This is a genomic window from Caulobacter sp. GW821-FHT12F03 (assembly GCF_058806855.1).
This window is the reverse complement of the sequence record NZ_JBXAQC010000001.1, coordinates 918,868-938,996: the sequence shown is the minus strand read 5'-3', so window position 1 is coordinate 938,996 and position 20,129 is coordinate 918,868. Positions and strand designations below refer to the sequence as shown.

General features: G+C 70.3%; 21 protein-coding genes and 1 tRNA gene. 10 read left to right on the top strand and 12 right to left on the bottom strand.

What is annotated here, in order from left to right:
* Positions 1 to 27: 27 nt before the first annotated feature.
* Positions 28 to 744, top strand: a complete 717-nt coding sequence (gph, locus tag AC1RN0_RS04610; protein ID WP_492786251.1) for a phosphoglycolate phosphatase — start codon at positions 28 to 30, stop codon at positions 742 to 744.
* Between the two features lie 31 nt (positions 745 to 775).
* Positions 776 to 850, top strand: a tRNA-Val gene (locus tag AC1RN0_RS04605).
* 368 nt (positions 851 to 1,218) lie between these two features.
* Here the strand turns inward: AC1RN0_RS04605 and AC1RN0_RS04600 are convergent.
* A complete protein-coding gene (locus AC1RN0_RS04600) occupies positions 1,219 to 2,976 on the bottom strand; it encodes a DUF4153 domain-containing protein (protein WP_492786250.1) in 1,758 nt (585 codons plus the stop codon).
* Between the two features lie 140 nt (positions 2,977 to 3,116).
* Between AC1RN0_RS04600 and AC1RN0_RS04595 the strand changes: the two genes are divergently transcribed.
* Genes AC1RN0_RS04595 through AC1RN0_RS04580 form a run of 4 tightly spaced genes read left to right on the top strand, consistent with a single transcriptional unit; the run spans position 3,117 to position 6,596 of the window.
* Complete coding sequence (locus tag AC1RN0_RS04595) at positions 3,117 to 4,232, top strand: ABC transporter permease (protein WP_492786249.1); 1,116 nt, start codon at positions 3,117 to 3,119, stop codon at positions 4,230 to 4,232.
* On the top strand, positions 4,229 to 5,041 hold the full coding sequence (locus AC1RN0_RS04590; RefSeq protein ID WP_492786248.1) for an ABC transporter ATP-binding protein: 813 nt from the start codon (positions 4,229 to 4,231) through the stop codon (positions 5,039 to 5,041). Before AC1RN0_RS04595 ends, AC1RN0_RS04590 begins: the two co-directional genes overlap by 4 nt.
* Positions 5,041 to 5,979: an MlaD family protein gene (locus AC1RN0_RS04585; protein WP_492786247.1), complete on the top strand. Its 939-nt coding sequence runs from the start codon at positions 5,041 to 5,043 to the stop codon at positions 5,977 to 5,979. The genes AC1RN0_RS04590 and AC1RN0_RS04585 overlap by 1 nt, the downstream gene beginning before the upstream one ends.
* The gene (locus AC1RN0_RS04580) at positions 5,976 to 6,596 is read left to right on the top strand and encodes an ABC-type transport auxiliary lipoprotein family protein (protein WP_492786246.1); all 621 of its coding nucleotides are present in this window, start codon (positions 5,976 to 5,978) and stop codon (positions 6,594 to 6,596) included. Before AC1RN0_RS04585 ends, AC1RN0_RS04580 begins: the two co-directional genes overlap by 4 nt.
* A gap of 33 nt (positions 6,597 to 6,629) precedes the next feature.
* Here the strand turns inward: AC1RN0_RS04580 and AC1RN0_RS04575 are convergent, their stop codons facing one another.
* The 3 genes from AC1RN0_RS04575 to folD are packed head-to-tail and all read right to left on the bottom strand — an operon-like array spanning position 6,630 to position 9,425.
* Positions 6,630 to 8,030, bottom strand: coding sequence for a D-arabinono-1,4-lactone oxidase (locus AC1RN0_RS04575; protein WP_492786245.1), 1,401 nt, complete (start codon positions 8,028 to 8,030; stop codon positions 6,630 to 6,632).
* Positions 8,031 to 8,043: 13 nt separating this feature from the next.
* Positions 8,044 to 8,526, bottom strand: a complete 483-nt coding sequence (locus AC1RN0_RS04570) for a c-type cytochrome (RefSeq protein WP_492786244.1) — start codon at positions 8,524 to 8,526, stop codon at positions 8,044 to 8,046.
* Between the two features lie 2 nt (positions 8,527 to 8,528).
* Positions 8,529 to 9,425: a bifunctional methylenetetrahydrofolate dehydrogenase/methenyltetrahydrofolate cyclohydrolase FolD gene (gene folD / locus AC1RN0_RS04565; RefSeq protein ID WP_492786243.1), complete on the bottom strand. Its 897-nt coding sequence runs from the start codon at positions 9,423 to 9,425 to the stop codon at positions 8,529 to 8,531.
* 71 nt (positions 9,426 to 9,496) lie between these two features.
* Here folD and AC1RN0_RS04560 point away from each other — a divergent pair, with 71 nt between their 5' ends.
* From AC1RN0_RS04560 to AC1RN0_RS04545, 4 genes are read left to right on the top strand one after another with little or no spacing between them, the layout of a single operon-like run.
* Positions 9,497 to 10,003, top strand: a complete 507-nt coding sequence (locus tag AC1RN0_RS04560; protein ID WP_492786242.1) for a low affinity iron permease family protein — start codon at positions 9,497 to 9,499, stop codon at positions 10,001 to 10,003.
* A gap of 32 nt (positions 10,004 to 10,035) precedes the next feature.
* Complete coding sequence (gene crtY / locus AC1RN0_RS04555; RefSeq protein WP_492786241.1) at positions 10,036 to 11,217, top strand: lycopene beta-cyclase CrtY; 1,182 nt, start codon at positions 10,036 to 10,038, stop codon at positions 11,215 to 11,217.
* Positions 11,214 to 12,701 (top strand): phytoene desaturase, encoded by a 1,488-nt coding sequence (locus AC1RN0_RS04550; RefSeq protein WP_492786240.1) that lies wholly within the window; start codon positions 11,214 to 11,216, stop codon positions 12,699 to 12,701. Before crtY ends, AC1RN0_RS04550 begins: the two co-directional genes overlap by 4 nt.
* The gene (locus AC1RN0_RS04545) at positions 12,698 to 13,633 is read left to right on the top strand and encodes a phytoene/squalene synthase family protein (RefSeq protein ID WP_492786239.1); all 936 of its coding nucleotides are present in this window, start codon (positions 12,698 to 12,700) and stop codon (positions 13,631 to 13,633) included. The genes AC1RN0_RS04550 and AC1RN0_RS04545 overlap by 4 nt, the downstream gene beginning before the upstream one ends.
* Here AC1RN0_RS04545 and AC1RN0_RS04540 read toward each other — a convergent pair.
* The 8 genes from AC1RN0_RS04540 to AC1RN0_RS04505 all read right to left on the bottom strand — a co-directional run bounded on the left by AC1RN0_RS04540 (position 13,630) and on the right by AC1RN0_RS04505 (position 20,090).
* The gene (locus tag AC1RN0_RS04540; protein WP_492786238.1) at positions 13,630 to 14,157 is read right to left on the bottom strand and encodes a sterol desaturase family protein; all 528 of its coding nucleotides are present in this window, start codon (positions 14,155 to 14,157) and stop codon (positions 13,630 to 13,632) included. The two genes, AC1RN0_RS04545 and AC1RN0_RS04540, sit on opposite strands and share 4 nt — an antisense overlap.
* 8 nt (positions 14,158 to 14,165) lie before the next feature.
* Positions 14,166 to 15,356, bottom strand: a complete 1,191-nt coding sequence (locus AC1RN0_RS04535; RefSeq protein ID WP_492786237.1) for an ABC transporter permease — start codon at positions 15,354 to 15,356, stop codon at positions 14,166 to 14,168.
* Positions 15,353 to 16,291: an ABC transporter ATP-binding protein gene (locus tag AC1RN0_RS04530; protein ID WP_492786236.1), complete on the bottom strand. Its 939-nt coding sequence runs from the start codon at positions 16,289 to 16,291 to the stop codon at positions 15,353 to 15,355. The genes AC1RN0_RS04535 and AC1RN0_RS04530 overlap by 4 nt, the downstream gene beginning before the upstream one ends.
* Complete coding sequence (locus tag AC1RN0_RS04525) at positions 16,288 to 17,172, bottom strand: polyprenyl synthetase family protein (RefSeq protein WP_492786235.1); 885 nt, start codon at positions 17,170 to 17,172, stop codon at positions 16,288 to 16,290. The genes AC1RN0_RS04530 and AC1RN0_RS04525 overlap by 4 nt, the downstream gene beginning before the upstream one ends.
* Before the next feature lie 218 nt (positions 17,173 to 17,390).
* Positions 17,391 to 18,014, bottom strand: a complete 624-nt coding sequence (locus tag AC1RN0_RS04520; protein WP_492786234.1) for a class I SAM-dependent methyltransferase — start codon at positions 18,012 to 18,014, stop codon at positions 17,391 to 17,393.
* Position 18,015: 1 nt separating this feature from the next.
* Entirely contained in the window at positions 18,016 to 18,462 is a 447-nt protein-coding gene (locus AC1RN0_RS04515) for an NUDIX domain-containing protein (protein WP_492786233.1), read from the bottom strand.
* Positions 18,462 to 19,475, bottom strand: a complete 1,014-nt coding sequence (locus tag AC1RN0_RS04510; protein ID WP_492786232.1) for a phospholipase C/P1 nuclease family protein — start codon at positions 19,473 to 19,475, stop codon at positions 18,462 to 18,464. Before AC1RN0_RS04510 ends, AC1RN0_RS04515 begins: the two co-directional genes overlap by 1 nt.
* Before the next feature lie 30 nt (positions 19,476 to 19,505).
* Positions 19,506 to 20,090: a glutathione S-transferase family protein gene (locus AC1RN0_RS04505; RefSeq protein WP_492786231.1), complete on the bottom strand. Its 585-nt coding sequence runs from the start codon at positions 20,088 to 20,090 to the stop codon at positions 19,506 to 19,508.
* Between the last annotated feature and the right edge of the window lie 39 nt (positions 20,091 to 20,129).

Here is a 20,129-nt window from a genome sequence, read left to right as displayed (position 1 = left end):
TCTCCGTTTACCCGAAAGCCCCTGACGATGCATGACCCGAGCAAACCCCTCGCCGGCTGGACCATCGCCTTCGATCTCGACGGCACCCTGGTCGAGACGGCCCACGACCTCGTCGGCGCCCTGAACGTCATCCTCGTCGAGCAGGGCATGGCCCCGGCGCCGATGACCGCCGTGCGGCAGCTCGTCGGCCACGGCCTGCGGGGCATGTTGATCCGCGCCTACGCCATGGCCGACCTGACCATCCCGGAGGACCAGATCGCGGCGCTCCGGCCGCGGGTCGTCGAGGTCTACCGCGCCCGGATCGCGCAGGAGAGTCGCCCCTTCCCCGGTTGCCTGGAGGCGCTGGCCGCCCTGCGCGACCGCGGCGCGGCGCTGGCGGTCTGCACCAACAAGCCGGAGGCGCTGGCCCGGCTGCTGCTGGATGAGCTCGACATGACCGGCCTGTTCGACGCCCTCGTCGGCGGCGACACCATGCCGGTGCAGAAGCCCGATCCCGCGCCGCTGCTGGCGGCCATCACCCGCGCGGGCGGCGCGCCGGAGAGGGCCATCCTGGTCGGCGACGCCTCGCCGGACGTGGGCGCGGCCAGGGCGGCGGGCGTGCCCTGCGTGATCTGCGCGTTCGGTTACAACGACCTGCCGCCCGCCGAACTTGGCGGCGATGTGGTGATCGACCACTACGACGCCCTGGTGCGGACGGCGTCAGACATCGCGGCGTCTTGCCGGACCGCGACCGAGTCGCTATAGACGCCGCCTCCCGGGCGGACAGCCCCAGAGCGGATGCGTAGCTCAGCGGGAGAGCACCTCGTTCACACCGAGGGGGTCACAGGTTCAATCCCTGTCGCATCCACCATTCTGCTTCGCCCTCCGGGCTTCGCAGAACAAGCCCTTCGCCTTCATTCGAAGCAGGATGCCCTCCGAAGCCTCGGCGAAGGAGGGCTGCCGCCCTGCGGGCTTCGGGTGGCGAGCCACCCGGAACCGCATCTTGGGCGAAGGCGTGTCCTCCGAAGCCTCGGCGAAGGAGGACTGGAGCCGCATCCGCGCCCTCCGGGCTTCGCAGAACAAGCCCTTCGCCCCAAGTCGAAGCAGGATGCCCTTCGAAGCCTTGGCGAAGAAGGGCTGGATCCGCTCCATTCCCACAGGCTTCGCAAACCAAGCCCTTCGCCTTCATTCGAAGCAGGATGCCCTCCGAAGCCTCGGCGAAGGAGGGCTGCCGCCCTGTTACCTCGCCACCGGCGCCCGCCCAGCTTCCGGGCAGGCCTGGGGCTCGCGGGCCAGCGGCACGCGCCGGCCGTTGATCGACAGGTCTGGCCAGGGCGCCGGCAGGGCGGACACCTTGCCCTGGCCGACCGCGACCCCGTCACCCTCGCAGTTGATCGCGTCGGCGCGACCGACCAGCGTCCACTCGCCCGGCGTCTTCTCGTCGAACACCGCCACCCCGCCCCGGAAGGCGAACAGGATCTCCTCACGACTGTCGCCGTTGAGGTCGGCGAACGTGGCCTCGCACTTGTCGTCGGTGGCGTTGCAGCGGGGCTGCGGCATCGAATCGTCCAGCCAGCGCCGTTTGAGGAAGGCCTTCGGCAGACTGCGGCCCCGCGGCCAGACGGTCACCAGCATCGGCTCATCCGGTCGCCCGGAGGAAAATATGGGAGCCGAGCGATCATCGCGCGCCAGCGCGTCCCTGGCCCGTTTCCCGACCTCCCCGCCCCTGGCCCCCAGCGCCTTCAGCGCGTCCTGCCCGTAGCGCTGGCTTTCGAACCGCAGGAAGGCGTAGTCGACCTTGTCCGGCGCGATCTTCCCCGCCGCGATCCGCGCCATCTGGTCGTTCACCGACAGTCGCGCCGGGTCGGCCAACGGCGAAAACAGCGCCAGGATCAGCCCGACCACCACCACGGCGGTGACGATGTTGGTGATCTCCAGCGGCTTCATCCAGGCGCCGGGCAGCACCGCCGCCACGCTGTAGCCGATGGCGTAGCAGACGCCGGCGATGACGCAGGCCGTGGCGATGATGCGGTCCGGGGTCAGGCCGTACTGGCCGACGCGCAGCCAGACGGCGTAGGCCGCCACCGCCACCAGCGGGACCAGCAGCAGAGCGCCGATCCGCGCGGCCCAGCGCAGCACGCGCGGCGTCGCCTCGTCCGGCTCGCCGTCCTGGTAGGCGGCGTTGATCAGGATGACCATGATGGCCGCGGCGCTGAGCAGGATCGCCGCGGCGCTCTTCGTCTTCCACAGTGGCTCCAGCCCCGTGAACGGCAGCGAGGCCATGAAGGCCCCGACCAGCACCACCAGCACCGGCAGCAGCCAGGACAGCAGGGTCAGGGCCACCGTGCGGATGCCGCGGATCAGGCCGTGCCGCACGTCGGTCAGCTGCACGGCGGCGGCGAACATGGTCCCGGTGGCCGGGAAGGCGAACCACGGCTTGTCGATGACGTCGGCGATCAGGGAGATGCCGATCAGTTTGAACAGCGCGCCGCCGAGGAACAGCACGATCCAGAACACGCCGACGAAGCCCACGGACAGGGCCAGTTGCACGCCGTGCTTCCAGGCGAGGTCGAAATAGGTGGCGAAGCGGGCGACCGGCCTGCGGTCGGCGTCGGCGCCGGCGACCAGATGGTGGGCGATGAACAGGGCCGCGGCGAGGAAGACCATCGTCTCGGGCGCGAGCCACTGGGCGCCCGTCTGGGCGACGCGACGGCCGATGTCGTGCGCCCCGAGGCCCGCGAGCACGATCGCCACCGCCACGCCCCACAGCGCCAGCGTCCGGCGACGCATATCCGCGAGGCCCGCCAGCACCACGAAAGGCGCGAACACAGCGACCGCCTCCAGCGCCCCGAGCAGGACGTGGTTGGCGGTCAGGCCGGCCTTGCCGTCGATGATCTCGGTCAGGGCCCAGAGCGCGAGCCCCTGCGCCAGTCCGGTCCCGATGCGGGCCCAGCCGACAGCCGTCCCGCTCGCGCGATCGTCCAACCCGTAGGCCATGGTCGCCCCCCCCCTATTTAGGTGTCAGCCTCGCGCAACAGATGGCGTAAGACAATCGCACGCAACGCTTACGGGCGCTTTGCGTTGGCCATAACGCATGTCAGGTTGCCGCTGACGGAAGGAAACCTCGCGATCCCTGCATGAGCAAGCCCGCCGACTATACGCTTCAGCAGGGCGACCAGGGCGCGACGGTGGTTCTGACCGGCGACTGGACCGCCGAAGGCATGGGCGACGCCGACAACCGGCTGATCGACCTGCTGCACGGCTCCAAGGCGCTGACCATCGACCTCAACAGCCTGCGCCGCTGCGACACGGCCGGCGCCTATGCGATCCTCAAGGCCATCGACGGGCTGGCCGTGAAGGGCGAGGTCCTCGCCAAGCCGGAAACCCGGCGCCTGCTGGACCTGGTGGCCGCCGCCGTGCAGGCCGAACCCACACCGCACGTGCCGCAGCGCGGGCTGTACGACCTGCTGGTGCGGGTCGGCCAGGGCGTGTTCAACATCGTCGAGGAGGTCATCGGCACCTTCGCCTTCATCGGTCGCCTGACCATGTCGGTGCTGCGGGGCCTGGCCAAGCCGTCGAAAATCCGCTGGGCGCCGATCTTCGCCCAGTGCGAACGGGCCGGGCTCGACGCCCTGCCGATCGTCGCCACCGGCACGGCCTTCATCGGCGCGGTGGTGGCGCTGATCGGCATCAACACCCTCCAGGACTTCGGCGCGACGGTGTTCGTGGTCGAGACCATCGGCATCGCGGTGCTGCGCGAGTTCGGAATCGTCATCACCGCCGTGCTGATCGCCGGCCGCTCGGCCTCGGCCTTCGCCGCCGAGATCGGGGCGATGAAGATGCGCCAGGAGATCGACGCCATGCAGGTCATGGGCGTCGATCCGTTCGACGCGCTGGTCCTGCCCCGGTTCATCGCCCTGCTGCTGATGATGCCGCTGCTGACGTTCGTCGCCGATCTGTCCGGCATGGCCGGCGGGATGATCGTCACCTGGAACATTCTCGACCTGTCGCCGACCTTCTTCCTGCAGCGCATCGTCGACAACGTCGGCGCGACCCACTTCTGGGTCGGCATTTCCAAGGCCCCGATCATGGCCGCGGTGATCGCCACCATCGGCGCGCGCCAGGGCATGCAGGTCGGCGGCGACGTCATCTCCCTGGGCCAGCGGGTCACCTCGGCCGTGGTCCAGGCGATCTTCACCATCATCGTCATCGATGCCGTGTTCGCGGTCCTCTACATGAAGCTGGACGTATGAGCGGCCTGGTCGACGAGAACGATACCGAAGCCCCGCCGATCGAGATCATCGGCCTGCGGTCGCAGTTCGGCGATCACGTGATCCACGAGGACCTCGACCTGACGGTCAACCGGGGCGAGATCCTCGGCGTGGTCGGCGGCTCCGGCTCTGGCAAGTCGGTGCTGATGAACACGGTGATCGGCCTCAAGGCCCCGGACGGCGGCACGGTCCGGCTGTTCGGCCAGGACATCGACACGGCCACGCGCAAGAACTGGACGGCGATCGAGCGGCGCTGGGGCGTGCTCTTCCAGCAGGGCGCGCTGTTCTCGTCCCTGACCATCCGCGAAAACGTCGCCGCGCCGCTGTTCGAGCACACCCGCCTGTCGCGGGCCGAGATCTACGAGCTGGCGGACCTGAAGATCGCCCTCTCCGGCCTGCCGCCGCGCGCGGGCGCGCTGCATCCGTCGGAGCTGTCGGGCGGCATGATCAAGCGCGCCGCCCTGGCGCGGGCGCTGGCCCTTGATCCGCAGCTGCTGTTTCTCGACGAACCGACCGCCGGGCTCGACCCGATCGGGGCCGCGGCCTTCGACGACCTGATCGCTGACCTGTCGTCGAGCCTGAAGCTGACGGTGTTCATGATCACCCACGATCTGGACACCCTCTACGCCATCACCACCCGCGTCGCCGTGGTCGCCGACAAGAAGATCGTCGCCGTGGCGCCGGTACAGGAACTGGAGCATTCCGATCATCCGTGGATTCAGGAATACTTCCTGGGTCCGCGCGGTCGGGCTGCCGCCGACTCGCACAAAAGGACGGGGCCAAGCGTCTGATGGAACGAAACGCAAATTACGCCCTCGTGGGCGTCGCCTCCCTTGCCCTTGTGATCGGCATGGTCGTGTTCATCGTCTGGCTGGCGCGCCTGCAGGTGAACAGCGACTACGACGTCTACAACGTGCTGTTCGTCGGGCCGGTCAACGGGCTGTCGGAAGGCGGGGAAGTGCACTTCAACGGCATCAAGGTCGGCGAGGTGACCAAGATCTCGCTCGACAAGCGCGACCCCAACCGGGTCATCGCCGAGACGCGCGTGACCTCTGACGTGCCGATCCGCGAGGACTCCATCGCCACGCTGGAGCCGCAGGGCATCACGGGGGTCAACTTTATCCAGATCACCGCCGGCACCGCGACCAAGCGCCTGCTCAAGGACACGGTGCCCGAAGACGTGATCCCGGTGATCCGCACCCAGCGCAGCACCCTGTCGGACCTGCTGCAGGGCGGCGGCACGGTGCTGACCCGCACCATCGAGGCGCTCGACCGCGTCAACCTGGTGCTGTCGGACGAGAACGTGAAGACCTTCACCGCGGCGCTCAACGACGTCCAGGCGATCACCGCCGAGGCCCGCGAGCGCAAGGAGATCATCGCCGACGCCCAGAAGGCGCTGCAGAGCATCGACGCCGCGGCCACCGAGATCAGCGAACTGAGCCGCACGACCAAGGGCCTCGTCGACGGCGACGGCCGCCGCAGCCTGGCCGAACTGGGCGACGCCGCCGCCGAGCTGAAGGCCGCCGCGCGCGACGCCCGGACGATGATCGGCAAGATGGAAGGCCCGACCAGCGAGTTCGCCGACACCGGTCTGCCGCAGCTGACCCGGGCCATCAGCTCGCTGCAGGCCACCGCCGAATCCCTCGACCGGCTGGTCGGCGAGGTCGAACAGAACCCGCAGGGGGTGGTCGCCAAGCCGCCTGCGAAAGAAGTGGAGGTCCAACCGTGAGCCGCCGACTGACCGCCGCCGCGCTCGCGCTCGCGGCCATCGCCCTCTCGGGCTGTATCTCGCTGTTTCCCAAGGCCGAGCCGGCCCAGCTGTACCGGTTCGAGGCCGCCGCGCCCGCGCCGTCCGCGGCGACCGGTCCGGTGTTCGGCGTGCTGCGCCTGGGGACCAGCTTCCCGCGCGCCTCGGCCGCCGACCGGATCCTGACCGTCAACGACAAGGGCGAGGCGGCCTACATCGCCAGCGCCCGCTGGGTGTCGCCCGCCTCCGTGCTGTTCGACGAGGAGGTCGCCACCGCCTTCCAGGGCGCGGGCCGCGCGCGGCTGATCGGCCGCGGCGAGGTGATCAAGGCCGACTATTCGCTCAAACTCGACGTCACCACGTTCGAGGCCCACTACGACCGTGGCCCCAAGGCGGCGCCGGAGATCCTCGTGTCCGTGCGCGGCGTGATCACCCGCAACCGGGATCGCGCCCTGGTCGGCGAGCAGGTCTTCTCGGCCCGCGTCCGGGCCAGCGAGAACCGCGTCAGCGCGATCGTGCCGGCGTTCAACACGGCCCTGACCCAGGTGCTCGGCCAGCTGGTCGCCTGGGTCAACGCGGTGGATACGACGGCGACCTAGATCACGGGGACATGTACCGCAGGTACGTGTCCGCTAGAGCCCGAACAGCGTCTTCAGGTACGGATTGAGCAGCCGACCCTGCGGATCGAGTTCGCGGCGGATTTCGAGGAAGTCGTTCCAGCGCGGATAGAGGGCCGCCAGCTGCGGGCCCTTCAGGTCGTGCAGCTTGCCCCAGTGCGGCCGGCCGCCGTGCTTCACGAAGATCGGCTGGATCAGCTCGAAGAAGAACTTGTAGTCGTCGCGGTAGTAGGCGTGCACCGCCACCGAGCCGCGAGGCTCGCCCTGGAACGGCGACAGCCAGGCGTCGTCGGGCGCGATGCGGCGGACCTCGATCGGGAAGAAGACGTCCGGCCGGTGCTTCTCGATCGTCTCGACGACCTCTTTCAGCGCGGCCAGCTGGGTCTCGTGCGGCAGATGGAATTCCATCTCGTTGAACCGCACCGGACGCTCGGTCGACAGCAGCTTCCAGCCCTCGTCGACTGCCGTCTCCGGCGGCGTCCCCCCGAGCAGCGCCTTCGCCGCCGCCTTGCGCAGGCCGGTCGAGAAGCCGAGCAGGTTGCGCAGCCCCTTGAGCGCGTCGAGGAAGGCCGTGTCGGCGTCCGGCCCGCGGTCGAGCGCCGGCTCGTCGGTCTCGTCGTGGCTGATGTTGGCCGCCAGGCCGGTGAACGGCACGGCGTAGAACTCGAAGTTGCGGTGCTGCGCCCAGCGCGCCTCGGCCTTGCCGAGCGCCTCCTCGAACGGCTCCAGCCAGACCCGGCGGCGCAGGCGGCGGTTGGCCGTCATGGTCAGCCGCGCCTTGGAGATGATCCCCAGTGATCCCAGCGACACCCGGGCGGCGCTGAACAGCTCCGGCCGGGTCTTCGCGTCGCAGTCCAGCACCTGGCCGCCGGCCGTCACCAGCGTCAGCGCCTGCACGTCGCCGTGGATCGCCTTCAGCGTCCGGCCCGTGCCGTGGGTCGCCGTGCCCAGCGCCCCGCCGAGCGACTGCTTGTTGATGTCGGGCAGGTTGGCCATCGCCCGGCCCTTCTCCGCCAGCGCCGGTCCCAGGGCGCCCAGGCGGGTGCCCGCCCAGACGGTGGGCTCGTCGCCGTCCCAGGCCTGGATGCCGCTCATGGCGTCGAGCGAGACCAGCGTGCCGTCAGTGCCGCACAGACCGGTGAAACTGTGTCCCGCGCCGGTCACGCGGACCGGCGACGGCGCCGCCTTGAGCAGGGCCGACAGCTCGCCCTCATCCTTCGGCGCGCTGCGCTGGACCGGATAGCTGTGCTGGATGCCCGACCAGTTGCGCCAGACGGTATGGCCCTTGCCGTCGGTCGACGGCGGCGCGGGCGGCTCGGGCTTGTCGCCCTTGAAGACTCCGACGGCGACCGCCGAGCCTCCGACGACGGCGACGCCCGCCCCTCCCGCGATCAACGCCTGCCGTCTGGAAATCATGGGAAGCCCCGCCCTATTTCGCCGACTCTTCGTGGTCGGACATGAAGCGTATCAGAGCCTCCAGATCGGCCGGCGTGCAAGTGGCGCACTGGCCGCCGGCCGGCATGGCCTTGAATCCCTGGATGCTGTGGTCGACGAGCACCGGCAGGCCCTGCTTCCAGCGCGGCCCCCAGGCGGCGGCGTCATGCACCATCGGCGCGCCGGACTCGGTGATGGTGTGACAGGCCTTGCAGGAGGTCACGTACAGCTCCGACAGGCGCGGATCGGCCGGCCGCAGCAGGGCCGCCTGTTCCGGCGTCGGCGCGGGCGCGGGGGCGGCGCCGCAGGCGGTCAGGGCGAGGGCGACGAAGACGAGGCCGAAAGAACCTGCGTGGTTCGAGACGCGGCCTGTCGGCCGCTCCTCACCATGACGAACAGGGTTGCCACCCCGGATGCCCGTCATCCTGAGGAGCGCGAAGCGCGTCTCGAAGGACGCACGAAGCCTGCGCAACGACATCCCTAACCCTCCAGACCGTTGAGCCGCCGCGCGGCGGTCAGGGTGTTCTGCAGCAGGCAGGCGATGGTCATCGGCCCCACCCCGCCGGGCACCGGCGTGATCCAGCCGGCCACCTCCTTCGCTTCCGCGAAGGCCACGTCGCCGACCAGCCGCGTCTTGCCTTCGGCGGCCCGCACAGGGTCACGCGAGGGGAAGCGGGTGATGCCCACGTCGATCACCGCCGCGCCCGGCTTGATCCAGTCGCCGCGTACCATCTCGGCCCGGCCGACGGCCGCGACCAGGATATCCGCCTGCCGGCAGATGGCGGGCAGGTCGCGGCTGCGCGAATGGGCGATGGTCACGGTGCAGTCGGCGGCCAGCAGCAGCTGGGCCATCGGCTTGCCCATCAGGTTGGAGCGGCCGATGACCACGGCGTGCTTGCCGGTCAGGTCGCCCAGCGCATCCTTCAGCAACAGCATGCAGCCGACCGGCGTACAGGAGGTCAGGGCCGGCAGTCCGCTGGCCAGCCGGCCGGCGTTGATCACCGTCAGACCGTCCACATCCTTGTCCGGCGAGATGGCGGCGACGATGCGCGCCTGGCTCAGATGGTCGGGCACCGGGAACTGCACCAGCAACCCGTGGATCGCCGGATCGGCGTTGAGCCTGGCGACCAGCGCCAGGACGTCCGCCTCGCTGGCGTCGGCCGGCAGCTTGTGCGTTTCGGAGTACATGCCGGCGGCTTCGGACTGGATGCCCTTGTTGCGGACATAGACCTCGCTGGCCGGATCCTCGCCCACCAGCACCACCGCCAGGCCCGGCGTGATCCCGTGGTCGGCCTTCAGCGCGGCGACCTCGGCGGTCACCTGTTCGCGCAGGCGCTCGGAGAAGGCCTTGCCATCGATAATGCGCGCCTGCGTCATGCCGTCCGTCTCCCGGGAACCTGCGTCGCCCCCTACCCGTTCACCGCCCGCCGCGCAATCAGAGGTCGCCGATGTCGCTCAATCGCCTGTTCACCCGCTTCGCCAACGTCGTGTCCAGATGGACCGGCCGGCCGGCGGCCTTCACCCTGTGCATCATCGGCGTGCTGATCTGGGCGGCCAGCGGTCCGGTGTTCAAGTTCTCCGAAACCTGGCAGCTGGTGATCAACACCTCCACGACCATCATCACCTTCCTGATGGTGTTCCTGATCCAGAACACCCAGAACCGCGACAACGCCGCGCTGCACGCCAAGCTCGACGAGCTGATCCGGGTCGGCGACTCCGACAACAAGTTCATCGGCATCGAGCACCTGACCGATGACGAACTCGAGGCCATCCTTGAGGAGTGCGAGCGCTCGGCGCGCGAAATCCACGAGGTGCTGCACAAGAAGCGCGCCGGTCGCAAGGGCGGGACCACGGCGATGGTGGAAGACTCCGGCCATCCCGTGCCCGCCGCGCGCAAGGCGACCCCGCGCAAGACATCGGCCCGCAAACCGGCGGCGAAGCGCAAGCCCGCCTAGTCATCGCGCGGCATCGTGGTATGCCGGACGCCATGCCCTCGCCGCGCGCTGACACAGCCGATGTCGTTCTGGTTGGCGGCGGTCTGGCCAACGGCCTGATCGCCCTGCGGCTCAGGGCGCTGCGTCCGGACCTGCGGGTGATCATGGTCGAGCGCGACGCGACCTTCGGCGGCCGGCACACCTGGAGCCATTTCGCCACCGATGTCAGCCCGGCCATCGGCGAGTGGCTCGGCCCCCTCATCGCCCATCGCTGGGACCGCTACGAGGTCCGCTTTCCCGCGCATTGCCGGACCCTTGCCACGCCCTATCTGGCGATCCCGTCAGGGCGGTTTCACGAAGTGGTTTCAGCGGCGATGGGCAAGGACGGCTGGACCGGGACTGACGTCGTGTCGCTCGACGCCACCATGGTTGTCCTGACCGACGGCCGGGCCATCAACGCGCCCTGCGTCATCGACGGCCGGGGCCCCGCGCCCAGCCCCGACCTGGCGCTCGGCTGGCAGAAGTTCCTCGGCCAGGAAGTCGAGCTGGCGGCGCCCCACGGTCTCGACGGCCCGATCGTCATGGACGCCACGGTCGACCAGCTCGACGGCTACCGCTTCCTTTACAGCCTGCCGCTGTCGCCGACCCGGCTGCTGATCGAGGACACCCGCTACAGCGACGGCGAGGCGCTCGACCCGGACGCCCTGCGCGCCGACATCGCCGCCTACGCCGGGCGACAGGGCTGGACCATCGCGTCCGTGGAGCGGGAGGAGACCGGCATCCTGCCCATCGCCCTCGCCGGAGACATCGACGCCCACTGGCGCCACACCCGCGCCGCCCAGGTCGGGCTGCGGGCGGCGCTGTTCAATCCGGTGACGGGCTATTCCCTGCCCGACGCGGCGCGGCTGGCCGATGAGATCGCCGCCCTGCCCGTCCTGACCACGGAGACCGTGCGGGCCTGCGCCGAGGGCCGCTCGAAGCAACGCTGGCGCGAGCGGGGCTTCTACCGCCTGCTCAACCGCATGCTGTTCCGCGCCGCCGCGCCGGGCAGGCGCTACATCGTGCTGGAGCGCTTCTACCGGCTGAACCAGGGGCTCATCGAGCGGTTCTACGCCGGACGCATCACCCTGGCCGACAAGGCCCGGATCCTGACCGGCAAGCCGCCGGTGCCGATTGCGGCCGCTCTGGCCGTACTGTCTGAAAACTCTGTTCTTCCTGGGGGCGTACACGCATGACCAAGCCGCGCGCGGCGGTGATCGGGTCGGGATTCGGCGGGCTTGCGCTCGCGGTCCGACTGCAGTCGGCCGGCTTCGACACGACCCTGTTCGAGGGGCGCGACAAGCCCGGCGGCCGGGCCTACGTCTGGCATGAGGAGGGCTTCACCTTCGACGCCGGGCCGACGGTGATCACCGATCCGGACTGCCTGGAGCAGCTGTTCGCCCTGTCGGGACGCAAGCTGTCCGACTATGTCGAGCTGGTCAGCGTCGATCCCTTCTACCGGCTGTGCTGGGAGGACGGCCACACCTTCGACTACGTCAACGACCAAGCCGCGCTGGACGCCCAGATCGCCGCCCGCAACCCGGCCGACGTGGCCGGTTACAAGCGTTTCCTCGCCTACTCGGAAGAGCTGTTCCAGGAAGGCTACGTCAAGCTGGGCCATGTGCCCTTCCTCGACATCAAGAGCATGATCGCCGCGGCCCCGGCGCTGATGAAGCTGCAGGCCTGGCGCAGCGTCTACGCCAAGGTCAGCACCTTCGTGCAGGACCCGTACCTGCGCCAGGCTCTGTCGTTCCACACCCTGCTGGTCGGCGGCAGCCCGTTCGCCACCTCCTCGATCTACGCCCTGATCCATGCGCTGGAGCGGCGCGGCGGCGTCTGGTTCCCGATCGGCGGCACCCACAGCCTGATCACCGCCCTGGCCACCCTGTTCCAGGAACTCGGCGGGACCTTGCGGCTGTCGACGCCGGTCAGCCGGATCACCACCCAGGCCGGCCGCGTCACGGGCGTGACCCTGGCCGACGGGTCCAGCGAGACCTTCGACACGGTCGCCTCCAACGCGGACATCGTCCACACCTACGAGACGCTGCTCGGCCAGACGCCGCGCGGCCGGTCGGAGGCCAGACGTCTCAAGGGGGCGCGCTTCAGCCCCTCGCTGTTCGTGGTCCACTTCGGGCTGAAGGCCGAGCATCCGCAGATGCGCCACCACACCATCTGTTTCGGGTCGCGCTACCGCGAGCTGATCGGCGAGATCTACGGCAAGGACGGCCTGGCCGATGACTTCTCGCTCTACGTCCACGCGCCCTGCGCCACGGACAAGGGCATGGCGCCGGAGGGCTGTTCCAGCTTCTACGCCCTCTCGCCAGTTCCGCATCTGGGCACGGCCAACATTGACTGGGCGGTCGAGGGGCCGAAGTACCGCGACCGCATCCTCGGCTATCTGGAGGAACGCTACATCCCCAATCTGAAGCGGGATCTGGTCGTCAGCCGCATCTTCACACCGGAGGATTTCCGGAGCGAACTCAACGCCTTCCAGGGATCTGCTTTCTCGCTGGAGCCGATCCTGACGCAAAGCGCCTGGTTCCGGACCCACAACCGCGACGACCAGATCGGCAACCTCTACTTCGTCGGGGCGGGCACCCATCCGGGGGCCGGCATCCCCGGCGTCGTCGGCTCGGCCCGGGCCACGGCCGGCCTGATGATCGGGGACTACCTGGCGTGACCGACCTCGCCGCCGCCAGCCGGGAGACCATCCAGAAGGGCTCGCAGAGTTTCGCGGCGGCGGCCGCCCTGTTCGATCCGCAGACCCGCGCCGACGCGGAGATGCTCTACGCCTGGTGCCGCTACTGCGACGACGTCATCGACGGCCAGACGCTCGGCCACGATCGCGAGGTGCTGGACCATGACGAGGTCGAGCAGCGGCTGGTCGACCTCTACGCCCGCACCCGCGCGGCGCTGGCGGGCGAGCCGACCGACGATCCGGCCTTCGCCGCCTTCCGCGAGGTGGCGCGGCGCAAGGCCCTGCCCGAGCGCTATCCGATCGAGCTGATCGACGGCTTCGCCATGGACGTCTCCGGCCGGCGCTACGAGACGATCGGGGACACGCTGGACTACTGCTGGCATGTGGCGGGCGTTGTCGGGGTGATGATGGCCATCGTCATGGGCGTCGCGCCGCACGATCTGGAGACCCTGCGCCGGGCCCAGGACCTTGGCCTGGCCTTCCAGCTGACCAACATCGCCCGCGACATCGTCGAGGACGCCGAGAACGGACGGATCTACCTGCCGGCCGACTGGCTGGCGCAGGCCGGCGTGCCGGAGACGGCCGTGGCCGCGCCCGAGCACCGCCCCGCTGTCGCCGGTCTGGCCCGGCGGCTGGTCGAGACGGCCGAGCCCTACTACGCCTCGGCGCGCTGGGGCCTGCGCGGCCTGCCGTTCCGCTCGGCTTGGGCCGTGGCGGCGGCGCGCGGCGTCTATCGCGAGATCGGCGTCAAGGTCGTGGCGCGCGGCGCGGCGGCCTGGGACGAGCGGGTGTCGACCAGCACGCTGGAGAAGCTGGGCCTGGCGCTCGGCGGCGGGCTGATGGCCCTGCGCGGCGCGACGCTGGACCGCTGGCGCGAGCCACCGGAACGGCCGGCGCTGTGGAGCAAGATCTAGAGCGGCGCTTCCGTGCCGTCGGGCGCGGGCGTGTGGAGGTCGACGTTGCGGGCCTCGAGCTGCGCCTTCAGCGTCCGCACCGGCGGCGCCATCAGGAATCCGAACGAGACGCAGCCGTCCTTGGCGTGCACCGCGTGGTGGAACCGGTGCGCCTGGATCAGCCGCTTCCAGTAGGCCGACTTTCCGCTCAGCGGCACGGCGAAGCGGCGGTGCACCAGCCCGTCGTGGAACATGAAGTAGATCGCGCCGTAGGCCGTGATGCCCAGCCCGATCGGCAGCATCCAGGTCAGCGGCGTGTTGACCCCGATCCAGATGGCCACGATGGCCGGGGCGGCGAACACCACGGCGAACAGGTCGTTGAGCTCGAAGGCGCCGGTGCGCGGCTCGTGATGCGACCGGTGCCAGACCCACATGAAGCCGTGCATGACGTACTTGTGCATGACGAAGGCGAAGCCTTCCATGAAGGCCAGCGCCCCGCCGAACAAGGCCAGGAACAGGGCCAGATGGATCACGAACTGCGGCATCGGAGGTCTCAGCGGACGAGGCGCGTCGCCGTGTGGGCCAGCAGCAGGCCGACCAGGCCCGCCGCGGTCAGCACGGCCCAGGCAGGATACACCGCCAGAAGGCCCGCGTCGCGCCACAGGATCGCCTGGTAGGCCTCGATCGTCCAGGCGTGCGGCGTGGCCCAGCCGGCCAGCTGCAGCCAGGGCGGCATCAGGAAGCGCGGCACCATGCTGCCGCCGATCGCCGCGAGGATCAGGATGATGAAGGTCGACAGCATCTGCGCCTGGTCGCGCGTGCGGCAGAAGGCGACGATGCCGAGCGCCAGCCCGGCCGCGCAGAGGGACGCCGCGAGGGTCGTGACCAGCCAGGGCCCGAAGTGCTGCAGCACCGGCACGCCATAGACCAGCTGGGCGGTGGCGAAGATCATGCTGGCCTGGACCACGCCCTGGCCGATCAGGAAGACGAACTTGCCAGTCACCACGGGGCCCATGCCGCGGGCGCCCGCGAGGATGCGGTCGGCCACGCCCGAGCGCCGCTCGTCGATCAGCGACAGCGCCCCGGTCATGGCCGAGAACAGCGCGAACAGGATGCTCACGGCCCCGGCGTAGTAGGCGATGGTCCCGCCGCCCTTCTTCGCGCCGGTAATCGCCTCGCGCTGGAACAGGCCGGGTCCGGCGGTAGCGGCGCCGTCCTTCGCCAGGTGCGCCTCGGCGGCCGAGGCAACGGCGATCTGCCCGGGCGTGAAGCCGCCCACGGCCGGGGCGACGTCGACGAGGGTCCGGCCCAGCATCACGTCGGGCAGCGCCGTAGCCAGCACCTGCTGCACCCGGGCCATGGTCAGCGGCGCGGCGACCGCGCGGCTGGGGTCCGAGACGATGACGATCGGCGCGTCCGGCGCGGACGGATCGGCGCGCAGGATGACCCCGGCGTCGGCCTTGCCGGCCTTGACCAGCGCCCGCACGGTCGCGCCCGTGTCCGGCGCCGCGCGCTCGGCCCGCAGGTCCGGGCTCTTCAACAGCGCGTCGGCCAGCCGGCGCGAGGCGGGCGTGCGGGCGTCGTCGGCGACGGCCAGCTTGAGCTTCACGTCCTCGCCGGTGGCCCCGGCGAACACCGCCGAGAAGATCAGGAACACCAGCGGCGGCAACAGGAAGGTCATTACCAGCGCGCCCCGGTCCCGCCACAGCGACAGCGCCATGACGCGGAACATGGCGAGGATCATGCGGCCGACCTCCAGTCCGCCACCAGGCTGAACAGGTTCTGCAGTGACGGGGGCCGCACGCGGATCTCGCGCGGCGCCATGCCCAGACTGCGCAGGCGGCGGTCCAGCTGGGCGGCGGCGTTGTAGCCGCCGGCGTCGATGCGGGCCCAGAGATTGCCCTTGCGCCGCTCGAGCCCCTCGCCGGCGAGAATGCTCTCGCCGTCGACGCCGGGCTCCATGTCCAGGTGGACGAGGATTTCCATCTCCTGACCGAAGGCCTGTTCGATCAGGGCGCGCGGCGCGCCTTCGAGCACCTTGCGGCCGTCGCGCAGGAAGCCGACCCGGTCGGCCAGCGCCCCGGCCTGGTCGAGGTCGTGGGTCACGATCAGCACCGCCACGCCCGTGTCCCGCAGATTGCGGATCACCGCGTCGAGCGCCTCGCGGGCGTCGATGTCCACCCCGACCGTCGGCTCGTCGAGGATCAGCAGCTTCGGGCCGTGCAGGATGGCGGCGGCGATGTTGACCCGCCGGCGGTAGCCGCCCGACAGCTGGCGCACCGGCACATGCTCGCGGTCGGCCGTGCGGGTAAGGTCCATGGCCCGCGCGACGACGGCGCGGATGTCGGCGCGGCGCACGCCCGACAGGCGGCCGAACACCTCGAGGTTCTCGCGCACGGTCATGTGGCCGTAGAGGGCGATGTCCTGCGGCACGAGGCCGAGCCGCTTGCGCGCCACGGGGGTGGTGAAGGGGTTGTCGCCGTCCAGCGCCACCTCGCCGGCCTTCAGCTTGAACCGGCCGCAGATGGCCCCGACCAGCGTCGACTTGCCGGCGCCGTTCGGGCCGAGCAAAGCGTAGATCTCGCCCGGCCGCACGGCCAGGTCCACCCCGCGCAGCACCTTGCGGGTCCCGTAGCCGTGCTCGGCCCCCCAGACGTTGAGAATCGGGCGGTCGTTCACGCGGCGGCCTTCCGGGCCTCGAACAGCCTCATCACATAGGGCGCCAGCAGGCGCTGGCGCGCGCCGGCGGCGACCAGCGCCGCCTCGGCCCGGGCCAGATGATCGACGATCGCCGCGTGGGCCCCCTCGACGCCGAGCACCGAGACCAGGGTGGTCATCTGCGCGTCCTTGCCGAGATCCTTGCCGGCCTCGGCGCCGCCCAGCACGTCGATCAGGTCATCCTGGATCTGGAAGGCCAGGCCCAGGTGGTGGGCGAAGACGCCGACCTGCCGCACAGCCTCCGGCGCGGCGCCGGCGATCAGCGCGCCCGCTTCGGCCGCCGCGACGATCAGCACGCCGGTCTTGCGGTGATTGAGCAGGTCCAGCTCGGCAGCCGTCCGCTCGCGCGCCCGGTCATCGAGATCCATGGCCTGGCCGCCGACCAGCCCCTCGAACCCGACGGCGTCGGACAGCCGCCGCGCCAGCTCGGCGCGGATGGCGACCGGCAGGCCCGGATCCCCGGCGATCACGCCCTGCGCACGGTTGAGCAGCCCGACCGAAGCGAGGATGGCGGTCGCCTCGTCGAACTCCCGGTGGGTCGTGGTCCGTCCCCGGCGGAGGGTCGCGTCGTCCATGCAGGGCAGGTCGTCGAGGATCAGCGAGGCCGTATGAACCATCTCGAAGGCGCAGGCCGCGTCCATCGCCGTCGCCGGATCGGCGCCGAATTCGCGCGCCGCCAGCAGGGTCAGCATCGGCCGGAAGCGCTTGCCCGGCGCCAGCAGGGCGTAGCGCGCCGCCTCGACCAGCCGCCGCGTCCGCCCCGGGCGTTCCGGAGTCAGTTCCGCGAGGCGGCGTTCGACGGCGGCCCGGCAATGCTCGATGAAGGCGGCGTCGTCGTCCATGCCCCCGCAGCGCTGTTCGGCAGTCCCCCAAGCGGACCGACCCATTTGAGGGACCGCGCCGCGCAGCGTCAACCGACGATGCAGATTGGGTGCAGGCGATCAGTGGTCGCTGGTTCAAGCCGCCCGCGCGGGCACTCAACCAGCGCCGCCCCCCTCCGCCTCGGCTTCGCCGATTCACCTCGCCCAGGGGGGAGGATCCGGGAGTGGCGCTTCGGGGCCTAGGCCGCGACGGCCTCGCCCCATTCGCTCCAGCCCAGCGCGCGCGGCGTGCCGGGCAGGTACATCCGCTCGACCTGGGCCACGCTGAAGCCGGCCCCGAGCACCGAGCTGGTGATCGGCCGGGTCAGGTGGCAGCCGCCGGCGATGGCCTTCCAGGCCGGTTCGAGCCGGCGCTGCCACTTCGAAACCCCGGCGTCCGGGGCCAGGCCGTGCTCGCAGAACAGGAACCGTCCGCCCGGCTTCAGCACGCGTTTGGCCTCGGCCAGCGCCGCCGACGGCGACTGCACCGAACAGAGGGTGAAGGTGCAGACCACGCAGTCGAAGCTGCCGGCCTCGAACGGCAGGGCCTCGGCCGCGCCCTTCTGGATGTCGACCTTCAGGCCCGCCGGCCGCTCGGCCGCCAGGGCGAAGGCGCGCAGTTCGTCGGACGGATCCACGCCCGACACGCTCTCGACCTTCGCGGGATCGTAGAACTGCAGGTTCAGCCCGCCGCCGATGCCCAGCTCCAGCACCTTGCCCGCGGCCTTCGGCACGACTTTCACCCGCTGCTTCATGATCGGCTTGCTAGCGCAGGCGCAGCCGATCAGCCGCGGCATGATGTAGCGATCGTAGAAAGAGGTCATGTCAGCCCTTGTCCCGTAGCCATTTCGCCACCGCCCAGCTGTGGGCGTCGTGGCGCAGCCGTCGCACGTCCTCGTCCGGAGTGATCCACAGCAGCGTGTGGTCGTCCTCGATCTTCAGCGCTGCATCCTCGCCCGTGACCGTCACCGCATAGACGCCGCAGAGGTTGTTCACCGGCTCGCCGTCGGACAGCACGAAATACTGCGCCACCCCGACGATACGGCGACCGGGGCGGATGACCAGGCCGGTCTCCTCGCCGAACTCGCGCACGACGGCCTGCAGTTCGTCCTCGCCGGGATCGACGGCCCCTCCCGGCAGATCCAGCCAGTCGCCGCCGGCGGCCGGGCGCACCCGGACCACCGCGATCAGTCCGTCCCGCCCGGCGATGCCGAAGGCGGCCGGCCGGTCCCGGTAGGACCGTCCGGGTTCGGCCGCGCCGAACTGCGGCATCAATCCTTGCCCACGAGCGCTTCCCACGGATCGACCTTGCCCGACTCGACGTCGGCGACGCTGACCTCCGGCCAGCCGACCTTGGCGCTGGCGCTGGCCCGCCAGGCCAGCACGATCATGTCCCGCAGCTCCGCCGCGCCGGCCGCCACCCGCTCGGTCGCGAAGGCCGCGCCGCGCGCGTCGCCGGGCTGGAAGCCGCCGTCCTTCCACAGGCGGTAGAACGGGACCACGTAGCTGTTGGTGTGGGTCAGATAGGCGACGACACGCTTCTCGATCGGGCAGCCGCAGTCGTTGAAGGCGGGCATGGCGGCGCGCGCGGCGGCCGGCGTGACGACGCCCTTCACATAGGTCCCTTCCCACGGCACGTGGACGCGATCGTTGGTGAAGCCCTCGGGGTTGGGATAGTCGCCCCAGCCGTTGTGGTGATAGCTGGTGTGCAGCGGCTGGCTGCCGTCGCCGACGTAGTGGCCGAGGTTGGCCAGATTGGCCATCAGCAGGGCCTCGCGGCGCTGACGGTCGCGCTTGTACCAGGCCTTGCGCTCGCCCTTGGCCCGCTTCTCGGCGGCGAGGTCCACGCGCCAGTAGGCGAAGTCCTTCACCAGCTGCTGCCAGGCGTCGACGATCGAGTACTGCAGATAGCCGGCCTTCCAGGTGTCGGTGTTGAAGGCCCGCAGGCTGGTCTCGTACTCGGCGCGGGTCGGCGGCATGTCGGCGAAGGCCGGGCCGTCCATGACCTTCCCGGTGTCGCCCAGGTCGATGTAGTGGGCCGGGTCGCGGTTGCTGTCGTGGATCTTGCCCGAGCCCTTCGAGCGGTCAGGCTCCCGGGCCAGCTCGCCCATGTCGGCGATGGCCTGTTTGCCGCGCAGGAAGCCGGGCACCTCCGCCGGCAGGCCTTCAATCGCCAGCGTCCCGACGATGCGGTGGCCGGTGTTGCCCCACGACAGGGCGACCACCGGGGTCAGACAGACCGCCGCGACAGCGGCGACGGCGGCGAAGCGGGCGACCAGACGCATGAACATTCCTCAGGACAGCGAGACCAATACCTAGACGATCCCCAGGGCGGCCTCAACGCGCGCCACCCAGGCGATCACCCGCGGAAAATCCGCGAGGTCGAACCCGCCCTCATGCGCCACCCGGGTATAGGCGACCAGGGAGACGTCGGCGAGGCTGACGCTGTCGCCGACGAGAAACTGGGTCTCCTCCAGCCCGTCCTCCAGCCGGCGCAGGGCCGCCCGGCCCCGCTCGACCAGTTTCGGGTCCAGCGCCTCGCGCGGCGTGCCCAGATAGGCCATCTGGAAGCGGGCCACGGCGACATAGGGCTCGTGGCTGTACTGCTCCCAGAACAGCCATTCGAACATCTTGGCCCGGTCATAGGCGTCGGCGGGAATCAGGTCCGATCCCTCGGCCAGATGGATGATGATGGCGTTTGACTGGGCCAGCGCCCGGCCGTCCGGCAGGATCACAAGCGGCACCTGGCCGGCGGGATTGAGGGCCAGGAAATCGGGGGTGCGGGTCTCCGCGCGCAACACGTCCAGCTCGCGCCAACGATATGGAATCGCGAGCTTTTCGGCCGTCCATTTGACCTTCAGGCAGTTGCCCGATTTGCCGTCGCCGTACACCGTCAGCATGACGTCATTCTCCTGCTGGTTGATCGACACGGGTTGTTA

What these genes read in the sequence shown, in the direction of transcription:
- gph (WP_492786251.1), top strand. Translation starts at nt 28, where the DNA reads ATGCATGACCCGAGCAAACCCCTCGCCGGCTGGACCATCGCCTTCGAT.
- AC1RN0_RS04600 (WP_492786250.1), bottom strand. Translation starts at nt 2,976, where the DNA reads ATGGCCTACGGGTTGGACGATCGCGCGAGCGGGACGGCTGTCGGCTGG.
- AC1RN0_RS04595 (WP_492786249.1), top strand. Translation starts at nt 3,117, where the DNA reads ATGAGCAAGCCCGCCGACTATACGCTTCAGCAGGGCGACCAGGGCGCG.
- AC1RN0_RS04590 (WP_492786248.1), top strand. Translation starts at nt 4,229, where the DNA reads ATGAGCGGCCTGGTCGACGAGAACGATACCGAAGCCCCGCCGATCGAG.
- AC1RN0_RS04585 (WP_492786247.1), top strand. Translation starts at nt 5,041, where the DNA reads ATGGAACGAAACGCAAATTACGCCCTCGTGGGCGTCGCCTCCCTTGCC.
- AC1RN0_RS04575 (WP_492786245.1), bottom strand. Translation starts at nt 8,030, where the DNA reads ATGATTTCCAGACGGCAGGCGTTGATCGCGGGAGGGGCGGGCGTCGCC.
- AC1RN0_RS04570 (WP_492786244.1), bottom strand. Translation starts at nt 8,526, where the DNA reads ATGTCGTTGCGCAGGCTTCGTGCGTCCTTCGAGACGCGCTTCGCGCTC.
- folD (WP_492786243.1), bottom strand. Translation starts at nt 9,425, where the DNA reads ATGACGCAGGCGCGCATTATCGATGGCAAGGCCTTCTCCGAGCGCCTG.
- AC1RN0_RS04560 (WP_492786242.1), top strand. Translation starts at nt 9,497, where the DNA reads ATGTCGCTCAATCGCCTGTTCACCCGCTTCGCCAACGTCGTGTCCAGA.
- crtY (WP_492786241.1), top strand. Translation starts at nt 10,036, where the DNA reads ATGCCCTCGCCGCGCGCTGACACAGCCGATGTCGTTCTGGTTGGCGGC.
- AC1RN0_RS04550 (WP_492786240.1), top strand. Translation starts at nt 11,214, where the DNA reads ATGACCAAGCCGCGCGCGGCGGTGATCGGGTCGGGATTCGGCGGGCTT.
- AC1RN0_RS04540 (WP_492786238.1), bottom strand. Translation starts at nt 14,157, where the DNA reads ATGCCGCAGTTCGTGATCCATCTGGCCCTGTTCCTGGCCTTGTTCGGC.
- AC1RN0_RS04535 (WP_492786237.1), bottom strand. Translation starts at nt 15,356, where the DNA reads ATGATCCTCGCCATGTTCCGCGTCATGGCGCTGTCGCTGTGGCGGGAC.
- AC1RN0_RS04525 (WP_492786235.1), bottom strand. Translation starts at nt 17,172, where the DNA reads ATGGACGACGACGCCGCCTTCATCGAGCATTGCCGGGCCGCCGTCGAA.
- AC1RN0_RS04520 (WP_492786234.1), bottom strand. Translation starts at nt 18,014, where the DNA reads ATGACCTCTTTCTACGATCGCTACATCATGCCGCGGCTGATCGGCTGC.
- AC1RN0_RS04515 (WP_492786233.1), bottom strand. Translation starts at nt 18,462, where the DNA reads ATGCCGCAGTTCGGCGCGGCCGAACCCGGACGGTCCTACCGGGACCGG.
- AC1RN0_RS04510 (WP_492786232.1), bottom strand. Translation starts at nt 19,475, where the DNA reads ATGCGTCTGGTCGCCCGCTTCGCCGCCGTCGCCGCTGTCGCGGCGGTC.
- AC1RN0_RS04505 (WP_492786231.1), bottom strand. Translation starts at nt 20,090, where the DNA reads ATGCTGACGGTGTACGGCGACGGCAAATCGGGCAACTGCCTGAAGGTC.